The organism is Empedobacter brevis NBRC 14943 = ATCC 43319, assembly GCF_000382425.1.
Taxonomy (GTDB): domain Bacteria; phylum Bacteroidota; class Bacteroidia; order Flavobacteriales; family Weeksellaceae; genus Empedobacter; species Empedobacter brevis.
Window position 1 is genome coordinate 98,493 of the sequence record NZ_KB908303.1, and the last position, 12,458, is coordinate 110,950.

The window sequence follows — 12,458 nt, forward strand, 5'->3', positions numbered from 1 at the left end:
TGAAATTGCTTAAAGAACTTCTAAGATATGACAATTAATTGTAATGGTCGTTTGATTGATCTCAGCGAACCAAAAATTATGGGAATTTTGAATACGACACCCAACTCATTTTATGATGGGGGGCGCCATCATTCGATTGATTTAATTTTAGAAAGCGTTACAGAACATTTGTCCGAAGGTGCAGATATAGTTGATATTGGTGGTTATTCGACAAAACCCGGAGCAGAAAATATTTCCGAACAAGAAGAAATAGACAGAACTGCTCCTGTAATTGAAAAAATTGTAAAACACTATCCTGAAATTATTATTTCTATAGATACTTTTCGCGGAAATGTTGCCCGAGAAGCAGTGAAAGCCGGTGCTTCTATCATCAATGATGTTTCGGGTTGGGAATTGGACGAAAATATGTTCGCAGCCATCAAAGAACTTCAAGTTCCTTATATCTTAATGCACATGAAAGGAACGCCGCAAACGATGCAAAACAATCCTGAATATGGAGACATCACAATAGAGGTGAATGAATATTTTTCGGAGAAAATTGCGCTATTAAAAGAAGCGAAAGTGAATGATATTATTTTGGATCCTGGTTTTGGATTTGCCAAAACACTGGATCACAACTATGAATTATTCAGTAAAATGGAAGCTTTAGGTCTCGGAAAATTCCCTTTATTGGTTGGTATTTCGAGAAAATCTATGATTTACAACTTATTCAATTCAACTCCGCAAGAAGCATTAAATGGAACTTCTGTTCTCAATCTAGTCGCTTTGCAGAAAGGTGCAAAAATTTTGCGTGTACATGATGTTAAAGAAGCAAAAGAGACCTTACAAATTTTTCAGAAATTGAATCAAAAATAAATAGGAAAGCCACTCAAAAAAGTGGCTTTTTATTTTAATCGATGATTTGACTATTTGGAAAGAAAACTTTAAATGTATCGACAATATTAATATCTGAAGTCAGAATCTGCCAATGTGAATCTTTTACAAATTCAAACACGACCTCATTGTCGTATAAATTTTCATCTTCAATGTTTACGTGTAAATTATTCTCTTTTCTATCTCCAATAATCAACGCCTCTGTTACAGTTTCCATTTTGTAAGACAAACTTTCCAGTTGATCATATTCGACAAAAATTCCATCCTGTTGATCAATGACTTCCTGTAATTCGAAAACAGAATATTCGTCTGTTTCACTTTCACCATCTATCCAAAGTATCTTCCAAAAATAATCCTGAATATCTTTTATAGGAGCTATCACCTCTTCCATTCGCTGAATTTGGTTCTCGTCTTCTCCGTAAATTTCTATTTTATAAGTTTCCATATCTGGTACAAAATTAAAAAAGTAACTTTAAATTAAAGTTACTTTTCTATTATTTATGCTTTTTCTAATTCGTGTTTGACTCGTTTTTCAGATTTAATGTCCATAACCTGAATCGATTCTTTGCTAAATATTTTGAATGAATGTTCATGTTTTTCTAACAGAAAATCATAAGGTCCTTTAGGTGCAATTAACTTTACTAAAACAGGCGCCGTTTCTAGCGAGATAAACACAAGAGCTATAAAAATAGCTGCTGTTCCTAAAATTGGATTGTTAACAGATAACTCATCTAATGCCTGCATGCGCGCAGCAAAACCATTGTAATTTTCTTCCGTTGGTTTAGCGGCATCTATTTCTTTTTCTTTGGCCACATTCAATCGATCCAGTTCCTTGTTAATCTCTGCTAAACGAGGAGCTGATTGCTGAATATATGTTTCGATCTCCGCTGCTTTTTGCTTTTTCAGTTCAGCTTTTCGTTTCGCATTCGGTCCGTAACCTTCGCGTCCGGTTGTCGTTTCTGTTTGTGTACCTACAACTTCTTTTTCCAATTCCGTGGAAGCAGAATTATACTCTGTTCTTAATTTATCAATTTGAGCATAAATTTCTTTTCTTTCATTCGAAAAAGGTGTTCCTAATTCCGCATAGCGCGCATCAATTCCTTTCTGAAGTTCTGCTTTATTCCGATTCACAATTACATTCAACTGCTTGTCAATTTCTTTCTCAAAAATTTTCAACTCTAAGGGTTTTGAAATTACAATACCCAATAAAACAGCAACCAAAATACGTGGTAAAGCAATAAAAAACTGTCGGAAAAATCCTCCCGATTTTTTCATTGAAGTGACAATATAACGGTCGAGATTGAAAATCATCAATCCCCACAAAAGACCAAAACCTGCTGCTGCATATAAATTATCAAAAACAGTATTCAACGCATATCCGGCAGACAAAGCTGCCAAAATTCCCGTAAATAATATGACACCTCCAATTCCAACATGTTTATTGATATCTGTAGGTGTTTTTTTCAAGAGTTCAAGACTACTCCCTGAACAGATGATTAAAAATTTCTGTAGTCCATTCATTTTACAAATATAGTACTTTGCATAACATAATATTAAATATCGTGCCAAAAAAAGCTGACAATCAAATTGTCAGCTGATATTTTTAAAAAACTTCCTAAATATAATTAAGCTTGTTCTTCTATTTTAATTCTCCATCCATAAGGATCATCAGATAATCCGTATTGAATGTCTTTTAATTTCTTTTTCAATTGTAACGCAAAAGAGTCTTCTTCAGCTAATACAGGCAATTGAGCTCTTTCTTCTCCAAATCCTACTGCATCGTATTGTGTAATAACAACTGCTGTTCCGCAACCAAACACTTCTTTTAATTCGCCTGCTTTATAAGCCTCGTACATTTCTTGCACTTCGATAGGACGAACTTCAACTTCATATCCACTATCTTTTGCTAATGTTAAGACAGAGTCGCGAGTCACTCCATTCAAGATGCGTTCAGAAGTTGGAGCTGTTAAAATTTTATTCCCAATACGAACCATTACGTTCATTGTTCCTGCTTCTTCAATATATTTGTGCTCTATAGAGTCTGTCCAAATAACCTGATCATATCCATCTTTTTGTGCTTCTGAAGTTGGAAAAAATGATGCGGCATAATTTCCTCCACACTTTGCAAAACCAACACCACCTTGAGCAGCACGACTATAAAAATCTGCAATTTTTACAGATAACGGTTTGTCGTAATAATTAGGTGCATAAGCCAATAAAATTGCAAAAATAAATTCGTTAGAGGCTCTTGCAGAAACAGCTTCCTCTGTTGCAAACATAACCGGGCGAATGTACAATGATGTTCCATAATCTTTTGGTACCCATTGACGATCTAAATCTATAATTGCTTCTAATCCATCAATAAAAATTTCTTTTGGAACTTGCGGCATATTAAGACGTGCAGCAGAAAGGTTAAAACGTTCGAAGTTTTTCTCCGGACGGAAAATAAACACTTCTTCATTATCATTTTTGTAGGCTTTCATTCCTTCAAAAATTGTTTGACCATAATGGAAAGACATGGCTGCCGGAGTCATTGAAATTGGCCCATAAGGAACAATTTTTGGTTCATCCCATTTGCCATCTTTGTAATGCGCAATTAACATATGGTCTGAGAACTCCTTACCGAAAGTAGTAGAGTTGAAAACTGAATCATTGAATTTAGATTCAGCAATTTTTTCTATAATCATTTTACGATATATTTTGTTTGTGCTTATCAAAGGTACATTTTATTTGCACTTTTTCATAATAAAAATCATAACTTTCGAGTATGAAAAGAATTATTCAAGAAACGGAGGATGGTTCCAAAACCATCTATATTGAAGATTGGGATGAATCTTACCATTCTAAACATGGTGCTGTACAAGAGGCTTTTCATGTATTTATAAAAAATGGTTTCAATCATTTTATTGCGACCAAGAATTATATTAAAATTATCGAAATTGGATTAGGAACAGGGTTAAATTCGTTTATTACATTACTAGAAGCAGAAAAAAATCAAAAACCGATTCAATATGTTGGAATTGAAAAATACCCGGTTTCGGAGGAAGAATTTCAATTGGTCAATTTTTTTGAGGATGTTTTCAAACTTTATCCGGAACTAGAACATCGTAGAGATGAATTTCTAAGCTATTACCAACATTTATTTTATTCTGATTGGGAACATTGGTATAGAATTTCCCCTTTCTTTGAAATCAGAAAAGTGAAAGAAGATTTTTTTAACCTAAAAAATATCAACGAAAACGAATTTGATTTAGTTTATTTTGATGCTTTCGGCTCTCGTGTTCAGCCTGAATTATGGGAAAAAGAACTATTGGAAATTGTGGATTATTTGACAAAAAAATCGGCTGTTTTCACCACATATGCCGCAAAAGGAACCATAAAAAGAGGATTAAAAGATTTAGGATATACTGTTCAAAAACGTCCGGGACCTCCGGGAAAACGAGAAATGATGGTTGGTTTAAAAGACTTTCCTTTGGACGAATAATCTCCTTTATCATTAATTATAAAAATCGTAAATTTGCATCGGAAAACAATTTGAAGTTTTTCATATTTTTTATGACAAATTATATCGAATATAAATTTAAAGTTGCGGAAGTAGAGCCTTTTAATGAAATTATTATTGCAATGATTTCTGAATTACCTTTTGAAAGTTTTGTTGAAAATGAAGAAGGTTTTGATGCTTACATGCCAAAAACTGAAGAAAATATTGACCAAGTAAAAGAAGTGATTGATGCCATCGAGAATATTGATTTTTCTTATACTCGTCTAGAAATTGAACAACAAAACTGGAATGCTACCTGGGAAGAAAATTTCGCCCCAATTTTAGTGAATGATCAGTGTCTGATTCGTGCAGAATTTCATGAAACAATTGAGAATATTCCTTACGAAATCATCATTCAGCCAAAAATGTCTTTTGGTACAGGACATCACTCTACAACACATTTGATGGTAGAATACATCTTGGAAACTGAGTTTACCGGAAAAGATATTTTGGACATGGGTTGTGGAACTTCCATTCTTGCTATTTTAGGGATGAAACGTGGTGCAAACTATGCCGAATGTATTGACATCGATGAATGGGCGGTTGAAAATTCGATCGAAAACGGAAAGCGCAATGGCGTTAGTCTAGATGCTAAGATGGGCGATAACTCTCTTTTAGGAAGCAAACAATTTGACATTATTTTAGCAAATATCAACAAAAATATTTTGATTAGTCAAATACCATCTTATATCAATGTTTTGAATGAAGGTGGAGATTTATTCTTAAGTGGTTTAATGGAACAGGACTTTGAAGATATCTTCGCTTTCTGTACAGAGAACGGTTTGAAATTTATATCTAAAAAACAACGAAATGAGTGGATTGCACTTCATTTCAAAAAATAATATTGTATGGTAAAATACGCAACAAAACCCATGTGGGAAACGGAAAAAGATTCGGCTGTTGATGTATTGGAACAGGAATCGCATAAGTATCAAATTATCGTTTACAACGATGATGTTAATACATTTGATTGGGTGATTGAGTCTTTGATGGATGTCTGTGAACATACTCCTGAGCAAGCAGAACAATGTTCAATCTTAATTCACTACAAAGGAAAATGTGAAGTTTTAACAGGTGAATTAGAAGATTTAAAACCTCGATGCACAGAGTTATTGAACCGAGGCTTGAGTGCAGAAATTATTTAATAATTATACAAAACAAAATCAGAATCGTCTAATGCAACATTGGACGATTTTTTATTTTGATCACTTACAATATAAGAATCGTATATCTTTTCGTACACTTGATTTTCCGTCCTAGTATCCACCACTACTTCTGTTTTTTTAGTAGTCTTCACAAAAGGTACTGCTATTAAAGCTAAGAACAAAACACAAGCTGCCGCCCACCATACATTGAAATGAACAGTCTTCGTTTCTTTTTTCTTGATTGCTTTTGTTAAAACATTTTGTTCTAAACTCTCAAAATAATTATTCGGAACAGTATAATTCTCTTTTTGTTTTAAAGAATTCAGATAAAGTTTATCTTTTAAATCATCAAAATAATTAGTTGGAATTTTAAAATTATTTTTTAATTCATTTTTATTCATATCAATTATAAGACATTAGAAAATTAAAAAGGTTTAATCATCAAACTCTAAAATTTCTTTTATTTTTGAGACCGCATGATGATAAGAAGCTTTCAGTGCACCTACAGAAGTTCCTAGTATATCCGAAATCTGTTCATATTTTAATTCTTCGTAATACTTCATCATGAATACAAGACGTTGTTTTTCAGGCAAACTTGCAATTGCTTTTTGTAATTTCTGTTCTATTTCATCTCCCGTAAAATACTCATCCGAAGATAAATTATCGGCTACGTTCATCGAATAATCTTCAAAAGAAATATTATTCTCTTTCGCATTTTTATGAATAAAGTTGATTGTTTCATTGTACGTAATTCTAAAAATCCATGTCGATAATTTCGATTGATTCTTAAAAGAACTTAAATTTTGATAAATCTTAATAAATACATTTTGAGTGATATCATCTGCATCTTCATGAATCAAAACCATACGACGAACCTGCCAATAAACTTTTTGATGATAATCTTTTACAATAAGTTTAAATGTCTGGTCTAAATCTTCTTTTAGTTGAGAAGTTGAAATAAGTCGATCCAATAGAATAATTTATTAAGTTGTAAATCTATTAAATTAGAAAGTACAAAGATTGGTTATTTTATTTAATAACGAATATTTATCATTTTTTTAAGAAGTTTTACCTTTTATTCATCAAATCAGAAAAAATAAATACTTATTAATTAATTATTTTTTAACAAATTGACAAACATATTGTTTTACAGTTTTTTAAAATCTTTTTTTTGTAGTAATGAGTTTAAAAACTTATTCTATATTTGAAATACCAAACTATAACTCTTTATTACCTATGATATTACATACACTTCATGTTATCTAAATGCACAAGTAGCATTTTGTACAATTAAATCTTTTTTTAAAATCTTATAAATACGTTTCTGCATTAAATTAATTGCAGAGATACTTTATATACATTTTTTAACCCCTTAAAAATTATTCAATTATGAAAAAGTCAATTAATGCTTTTCAAGTAGAAAGATTAGAAGACAGAAAAGAATTTATCTTCTACTGTTTATTTCACAAATTTCACAAAACATGTGACAACCCTGATCCAGAAAATCCAGGAGGAGGTAATTAAAAAATAAATTTGGTTAACCTCTTTTGAGGTTAACCAAATTCATTCATCAACCAACAAAACTTTTACTACTATGAATATTAAATTTCTACTTTTTATTGGGGTTTCATCTTTAACCTTTGCGCAAATCGGAATTAACAAAACAACCATCAATGCAAATTCAGTATTTGAAACTTCTGCTACCAATCAGGGTATTTTAATTCCTCGAATTCCTGTTGTAAAAAGTTTAACAGACAAGACCTTTTTAAATTTACCTACTGAAACTTTACCCGATGGTCTACTCATCTATTGTGAAGGCGGAAACGGAAGTATTGGTTCCGGATATTATTTCTGGCAAAACAACCAATGGAATTACATATTAGACCTTAAAAATTTACAAAACAGAATAGATATAACAAGGTTATATACAACTACAACAACCGGAAATACACCGGGAATCGTGAAAGATTTTTACAAAAACTTATCAAAAGGAGGCAATTCTTTTGAGAACATTCCTCAATTAGATTACAATAATTCTTTAAGTGTTGCAAGATGGACAGCTATACCTGAAACAGAGATTGATTTCCAGATTGCACAAACGGACAATACAATTACTTTAACAACGTATGGAAATACACAAACAGGTTCGAACGGCTATATTAATACGGTTACTCCATATTCATCAAGAACGCTGACTTTTAATATAGGAATTTTCATCAAAGCAAAAGGAGCAAATGATTCTGCTTATAGATTATATGCAATTGGATCATTTGCAAACTCTACCAGAAGAGCTTGTCTTGTAACTCCTTTTACCGTATCGACTGTTATTAATTTATCTCAGACTGGTAATTATACTGCAAAAGTTTTTGCTCTAGGTAGACGGAATTTTATTACAAGAGCGGATGCTAACAATAGAGCAGATTATTATTATCCTCTAAATGAAAGCAATACCACATATGGAAATACTGGAAATTATACTTACTTAACTGTTGGAGGAAAGAGCAGCGGATCCGGAAACCAAGGAGAAAATAATGGATCTTGTACGAATACAGATAAATTAACAATGGGGACAACCCTTAATATATTAGTATCAGAAGTTACACCTAAAAACTAAACTATTATGAAAAAAATAATCTTTCTCCTATCTATTCTATCTCCTTTTTATTCAGATGCTCAATTGCATACAGGAGTTCCTGCAAACAATAGTCCAAATGCTATTGTAAATATTTCTAGTAATAGTCGAACTCAAATCAAAGGTTTTACAGTTCCCAGTCATTCATTAACATCCTTATCCGGAGATTTTCTTGGTGATGCTAATGCCACAAATCTTAGAAATTCCTTATTAATTTTTAATTCAAATTCCACTTTAACAAAAGGACTATATTTTTGGGATGCTACAGAGTGGACAAATTTGGCCGACACCAGCATATTAAACAGTAAATTATCTAATCTGAGTAAAATAAATAAGTTCTCATCTTCAGCAACTCCCGTTACAACAACTTATCCTGATGGAAATTACACCGCAGGTGCACAGCACACTATGAATGAATTATACTCTTCAAGAGCTTCGGGTTATTGGACAGATTTGAATTTTGCTGAGGGAACTGTAAAAAATATTGAACTAAAGAATAGTAAAAATAATAATATTCTCAAAACTTCTGGTACTATACAAACTCATTTAAGTACAAACACTTCAAATGCTGAGGCATATGTGGGTTTAGCTTTATTTATTAAAAGCCCTGGAGATTCTGATTTCAAACTAAAAGGATATAAAATTATATCCGGCTATATGAATAATTCGTGTTTAAATTTTCAATTTGATATGGTAAATGCTGTAAAAGACTTACCTGTAGGAATGAATGAAGTTAAAATAGCTATGGACAATAGAGAAATTGATGGCCCAAATAATAGTGTATCCTATAATTTGTATGTGGCGTCCAGAAACAACAATTGTATGAATACTGATTCCGGGGGTAATATTGCAAAGCAAAATTTTTTACCGGCATCCACTATGATCACGAACTTAGTTGTAGAAACTTATGAAAATCCTAATTTTTAAGACGATGAAAAAAATTATATTTATTTTACTTTTTGCAGCATCTTTTTCTAATGCTCAAGTAATTGTGTCAGACGATCCAACTTATCCAACAAGTACAGCTACTACAACTAAAGCTATATTCGATGCTAATTCTACAAAGTCAGGGATCCTATTGCCGAAGGTAACTTTAATAACTTTAACCCCTACTGCTGCAGCTTCTCCTCCTGAAGGTACTATTGTATATAATATTGCAGGTAATACTTTTGCGCAAGGATATTATGTTTTTATTGATGGAAAATGGGCAGCATTACTCAATTCCGGTAATTTGGATGATAGTATTTCTACCATCGTTACAAAAGCTAAATCAACATACAATGGAAGTACAGGCAATTCTGTCACCCTTACAAATTCTAATATTACGACAGGAAACAATTCATATTTTCCTACGTCATCAACTAATGATGGAAGTGGTTTCGCTGTTGGAAGTGATTTAGGTACGGGTAATTATAACTGGAAAACAATTGCTAATTTTGAAGTTACAGGTATTGTTATTCCTGATCCTCTTAAAGCAGAAAATAGACTTTCTATTAATGCAAATGGAATTATTGCCTTTCAATATGCTAATCTTGCAAGTAGAACATTTACATATGCAATTGCATTGTTTAGGCAGCGAACAGATATTTCTGGTTCTCCTCAACTTGTCGGAACAAAAATTTTTAATACCTTAATTAGCGGGCAATGTTCTTTTGATAGCTTTAATACTAATTTTTACGATAGTAATCTAACTCAAGGAACTTACAAATATTTCATTGGTTACAAGTATCTGTATCAGCAAGATAATCTAAGTATAACTTTTGGTGACAAAGGGCAAAGTAGTGGTTCAAATACATGCACTAATTTGTCTAGTTTTTCTGCTCAGCAAAACTTAATTGTCAACCTAAATAAAATACCAAAACTCTAAGTTCATAAATGAGCCAAATCAATCAACTCTTTTTTCAAGACATCGTCGACTTTCTTACTGAAAATGTCGAACTTAATGCTGAAAATAAAAATCAATTAGACCTTATTGCGAAAACATATTATAACTATATCATCCATTTAGATAAATTGCTTGATCATGAGATATCAATTAACGAAAATTTACTTACCTCTAATCCATTATTCAATTTAACCAACCATTATGAATTATGTATAAGAACACTTCTCAAATTATTTGGCGAAAACTCACCAATTTTTGAGAGCAAAAGAAAATATAGTAAAATTTATTTCGATGCCATAATCAAAGAAAAATTATGGGATTTTGATTCTCATGTTTTAACCAAAGAGCAGTTTGAACAACTTGCTGTTGAAAAACACATACCTGTTTTTTTGTTGTCGATGGAATAAATATTCTACAATCTGATTATCCTTCAGAAGATATAAAATTAATGCTTTCTTCTATTTTCAAGGGAATCCAAATGTATGACGATATGACAGATATTGGGGAAGATTTACAAGCACAACAATTCACATATATTATATCGAATACCATCCAATATCTTAAGAATGATGAAGATTATTATCCCAATAATCAATTGTATACGCACAAAGCTTTCTTTGCAGTAGAAGAACTATGCAATCCTCAATTCAGCTATATGTTAGACCAATTCTCAGCAGCAAAAAAAATTGCGATGAAATATAGTTTAACCAAAATGATAAACTGGATTGATATTATTAATTCACAAATAAAAGATTGGAAAAATCAGGTTAAAGAAATTAGAAATGCATAGTCCTTTAGTAAATATAGATTTCTTGTTCACTAAAAAGAATGATCAGAATTGGATATTAGAACATTCCGAAAAATTCTTCATCGTTAGCGATGAAATAAAATCTCTTCTGGAAATTCTAAAAAGAAATCAATACAATTTAGATAAATCTTACAAAGAATTTATTCAAGAATTTGATTATGTTTCGAACGATGATTTTCACTCTATTGTAGAACAAAATTTAAAAAGTCTAGAGCTTAATTTGGTCAATCAGAAAATCAAAAAAGAGAAGTCATTTATTCTTTTCGAAACAAAATTAATTTCTAAAGAAAACGCGGCTAAAATCTCAAAAGTATTGCAACCTTTATTTCAGCCCACTTTCTTTTGGATAGCTTTCACATTGTTATTTATCTTTTCCATCTATAACCTTACTCAAATGCATCATTTTCATCTTGAGAAAGAGTATATGTTGTTTTTATTTATTTTCTACATAATAAGTGCATTTATACACGAATTTGGTCATATCGCAGCTTGCAACCGTTTTACAAAAAAAAATGGCGAAATAGGTATAGGTATTTATTTCATTTTTCCTGTATTTTACTCTAATATAACCCCTATTTGGTCTGCCAAAAAACAAGAACGAATTATTACAAATCTAGCAGGAGTTTATGTGCAACTATTTATAATACTCGGATTATTTATAGCCTATGTAATCACTGATAATCACCAAATACAGGATGTAATTGCAATAAGTACAATCGTTATTCTTTATCAACTCATTCCGTTCATTCGCTCTGATGGATATTGGATTATTTCTGACATTACAGATACACCAAACTTATTATCAATTAGTTCTAAAAAAGTGAATAATTTCTTTCGAAACCCTCTTAAATTGAAAATTCAAAATAAAAAGGATGCATTTTTTCTTATTTACGGACTATTCAATCAATTAATAATGTTTTACATCATTATTAACATCATTAAAACCTATAAATCTCAATTAGTAACAGGACCAATAGAATTGGCGAAAACAATTTTCAAATATCCAAGAGAAATAATCAATCATCTGAATACAAATATTGAATTAATCGTTATATCAATCATTTTCTATATGATTCTATTTAATGTAATCAAACGTATTTTAAAAAATAATTAATTAAAAATCCGATTCGATTATGAGTCGGATTTTTTAATATCTATATTGAATAAGAAGAGACTACTGTTTAATTTTTTTCACTCATTGGTTCTGGCTTTTTTAAACCAACCATATCAATCTGGCAATTAGATTAAAGATACTGAGGTATGCGTAGTGAGTAGTGAGTAGTGAGTAGTGAGTAGTGAGTAAAGTTAATTACTAAGATTCCTTATCTAAAACCTTTATTTTTTATTTTACCCCATAAAAAAAGCCTCAAGTAATTCACTTGAGGCTTTTGATTAAAAAACTGGCGACGACCTACTCTCCCGTAAGTAACAGTACCATCGGCGCAGGCAGGCTTAACTTCTCTGTTCGGAATGGGAAGAGGTGAGCCCTGCAGCTATAGTCACCCTAATATTTTTATATAGGTTTTAGTTCCTATTATTTCTTTGACATTATTGTTTTATTTATTCACACAACC

Annotated in this window: 16 protein-coding genes and 1 rRNA gene; 11 read left to right on the forward strand and 6 right to left on the reverse strand. The window is 31.5% G+C overall.

The features are described 5' to 3' along the window. Positions 1–27 precede the first annotated feature (27 nt). The gene (gene folP / locus H277_RS0116185; RefSeq protein WP_019976669.1) at positions 28–855 is read left to right on the forward strand and encodes a dihydropteroate synthase; all 828 of its coding nucleotides are present in this window, start codon (positions 28–30) and stop codon (positions 853–855) included. Between the two features lie 34 nt (positions 856–889). Here the strand turns inward: folP and H277_RS0116190 are convergent, their stop codons facing one another. The 3 genes from H277_RS0116190 to H277_RS0116200 all read right to left on the reverse strand — a co-directional run bounded on the left by H277_RS0116190 (position 890) and on the right by H277_RS0116200 (position 3,560). Next, positions 890–1,318: a hypothetical protein gene (locus H277_RS0116190; RefSeq protein ID WP_019976670.1), complete on the reverse strand. Its 429-nt coding sequence runs from the start codon at positions 1,316–1,318 to the stop codon at positions 890–892. 53 nt (positions 1,319–1,371) lie between these two features. Then, positions 1,372–2,394, reverse strand: a complete 1,023-nt coding sequence (locus tag H277_RS0116195; RefSeq protein WP_019976671.1) for a DUF4407 domain-containing protein — start codon at positions 2,392–2,394, stop codon at positions 1,372–1,374. 104 nt (positions 2,395–2,498) lie between these two features. Next, the gene (locus H277_RS0116200; protein ID WP_019976672.1) at positions 2,499–3,560 is read right to left on the reverse strand and encodes a branched-chain amino acid aminotransferase; all 1,062 of its coding nucleotides are present in this window, start codon (positions 3,558–3,560) and stop codon (positions 2,499–2,501) included. An 80-nt stretch (positions 3,561–3,640) separates the two neighbouring features. Between H277_RS0116200 and mnmC2 the strand changes: the two genes are divergently transcribed. The 3 genes from mnmC2 (at position 3,641) to H277_RS0116215 (ending at position 5,559) form a co-directional block, all read left to right on the forward strand. Next, positions 3,641–4,357 (forward strand): tRNA (5-methylaminomethyl-2-thiouridine)(34)-methyltransferase MnmC2, encoded by a 717-nt coding sequence (gene mnmC2, locus H277_RS0116205; protein WP_019976673.1) that lies wholly within the window; start codon positions 3,641–3,643, stop codon positions 4,355–4,357. Positions 4,358–4,428: 71 nt separating this feature from the next. Then, positions 4,429–5,256 carry a 50S ribosomal protein L11 methyltransferase gene (prmA, locus tag H277_RS0116210; protein WP_019976674.1) on the forward strand — a complete coding sequence of 276 codons (828 nt, stop codon included), beginning with the start codon at positions 4,429–4,431 and terminating at the stop codon, positions 5,254–5,256. A 6-nt stretch (positions 5,257–5,262) separates the two neighbouring features. Further along, the gene (locus H277_RS0116215) at positions 5,263–5,559 is read left to right on the forward strand and encodes an ATP-dependent Clp protease adaptor ClpS (protein WP_019976675.1); all 297 of its coding nucleotides are present in this window, start codon (positions 5,263–5,265) and stop codon (positions 5,557–5,559) included. Here H277_RS0116215 and H277_RS0116220 read toward each other — a convergent pair. Together H277_RS0116220 and H277_RS0116225 are read right to left on the reverse strand one after the other, a co-directional pair. Then, on the reverse strand, positions 5,556–5,960 hold the full coding sequence (locus tag H277_RS0116220; protein ID WP_019976676.1) for a hypothetical protein: 405 nt from the start codon (positions 5,958–5,960) through the stop codon (positions 5,556–5,558). The two genes, H277_RS0116215 and H277_RS0116220, sit on opposite strands and share 4 nt — an antisense overlap. Positions 5,961–5,993: 33 nt before the next feature. Then, positions 5,994–6,530 carry an RNA polymerase sigma factor gene (locus tag H277_RS0116225; protein ID WP_019976677.1) on the reverse strand — a complete coding sequence of 179 codons (537 nt, stop codon included), beginning with the start codon at positions 6,528–6,530 and terminating at the stop codon, positions 5,994–5,996. Between the two features lie 418 nt (positions 6,531–6,948). Here H277_RS0116225 and H277_RS20580 point away from each other — a divergent pair, with 418 nt between their 5' ends. From H277_RS20580 to H277_RS19855, 7 genes are all read left to right on the forward strand, one after another. Then, complete coding sequence (locus H277_RS20580; RefSeq protein WP_019976678.1) at positions 6,949–7,083, forward strand: hypothetical protein; 135 nt, start codon at positions 6,949–6,951, stop codon at positions 7,081–7,083. 70 nt (positions 7,084–7,153) lie between these two features. After that, positions 7,154–8,173: a hypothetical protein gene (locus H277_RS0116235; protein WP_019976679.1), complete on the forward strand. Its 1,020-nt coding sequence runs from the start codon at positions 7,154–7,156 to the stop codon at positions 8,171–8,173. 6 nt (positions 8,174–8,179) lie between these two features. After that, complete coding sequence (locus H277_RS0116240; RefSeq protein ID WP_019976680.1) at positions 8,180–9,118, forward strand: hypothetical protein; 939 nt, start codon at positions 8,180–8,182, stop codon at positions 9,116–9,118. A gap of 4 nt (positions 9,119–9,122) precedes the next feature. Continuing rightward, positions 9,123–10,058, forward strand: a complete 936-nt coding sequence (locus H277_RS0116245; RefSeq protein ID WP_146810482.1) for a hypothetical protein — start codon at positions 9,123–9,125, stop codon at positions 10,056–10,058. Positions 10,059–10,066: 8 nt separating this feature from the next. Then, complete coding sequence (locus tag H277_RS0116250) at positions 10,067–10,483, forward strand: hypothetical protein (protein ID WP_019976682.1); 417 nt, start codon at positions 10,067–10,069, stop codon at positions 10,481–10,483. A gap of 41 nt (positions 10,484–10,524) precedes the next feature. Then, on the forward strand, positions 10,525–10,866 hold the full coding sequence (locus H277_RS0116255; RefSeq protein WP_019976683.1) for a hypothetical protein: 342 nt from the start codon (positions 10,525–10,527) through the stop codon (positions 10,864–10,866). Further along, on the forward strand, positions 10,859–11,998 hold the full coding sequence (locus tag H277_RS19855) for a hypothetical protein (protein WP_019976684.1): 1,140 nt from the start codon (positions 10,859–10,861) through the stop codon (positions 11,996–11,998). The genes H277_RS0116255 and H277_RS19855 overlap by 8 nt, the downstream gene beginning before the upstream one ends. Positions 11,999–12,282: 284 nt before the next feature. Here H277_RS19855 and rrf read toward each other — a convergent pair. Next, a 5S ribosomal RNA gene (gene rrf / locus H277_RS0116265) occupies positions 12,283–12,391 on the reverse strand. Positions 12,392–12,458: the final 67 nt, after the last annotated feature.

Bases quoted from the DNA above. Each gene is read 5' to 3' on its own strand.
- folP (WP_019976669.1), top strand. From the start codon at position 28: ATGACAATTAATTGTAATGGTCGTTTGATTGATCTCAGCGAACCAAAA.
- H277_RS0116190 (WP_019976670.1), bottom strand. From the start codon at position 1,318: ATGGAAACTTATAAAATAGAAATTTACGGAGAAGACGAGAACCAAATT.
- H277_RS0116195 (WP_019976671.1), bottom strand. From the start codon at position 2,394: ATGAATGGACTACAGAAATTTTTAATCATCTGTTCAGGGAGTAGTCTT.
- H277_RS0116200 (WP_019976672.1), bottom strand. From the start codon at position 3,560: ATGATTATAGAAAAAATTGCTGAATCTAAATTCAATGATTCAGTTTTC.
- mnmC2 (WP_019976673.1), top strand. From the start codon at position 3,641: ATGAAAAGAATTATTCAAGAAACGGAGGATGGTTCCAAAACCATCTAT.
- prmA (WP_019976674.1), top strand. From the start codon at position 4,429: ATGACAAATTATATCGAATATAAATTTAAAGTTGCGGAAGTAGAGCCT.
- H277_RS0116215 (WP_019976675.1), top strand. From the start codon at position 5,263: ATGGTAAAATACGCAACAAAACCCATGTGGGAAACGGAAAAAGATTCG.
- H277_RS0116220 (WP_019976676.1), bottom strand. From the start codon at position 5,960: ATGAATAAAAATGAATTAAAAAATAATTTTAAAATTCCAACTAATTAT.
- H277_RS20580 (WP_019976678.1), top strand. From the start codon at position 6,949: ATGAAAAAGTCAATTAATGCTTTTCAAGTAGAAAGATTAGAAGACAGA.
- H277_RS0116235 (WP_019976679.1), top strand. From the start codon at position 7,154: ATGAATATTAAATTTCTACTTTTTATTGGGGTTTCATCTTTAACCTTT.
- H277_RS0116240 (WP_019976680.1), top strand. From the start codon at position 8,180: ATGAAAAAAATAATCTTTCTCCTATCTATTCTATCTCCTTTTTATTCA.
- H277_RS0116245 (WP_146810482.1), top strand. From the start codon at position 9,123: ATGAAAAAAATTATATTTATTTTACTTTTTGCAGCATCTTTTTCTAAT.
- H277_RS0116250 (WP_019976682.1), top strand. From the start codon at position 10,067: ATGAGCCAAATCAATCAACTCTTTTTTCAAGACATCGTCGACTTTCTT.
- H277_RS0116255 (WP_019976683.1), top strand. From the start codon at position 10,525: ATGCTTTCTTCTATTTTCAAGGGAATCCAAATGTATGACGATATGACA.
- H277_RS19855 (WP_019976684.1), top strand. From the start codon at position 10,859: ATGCATAGTCCTTTAGTAAATATAGATTTCTTGTTCACTAAAAAGAAT.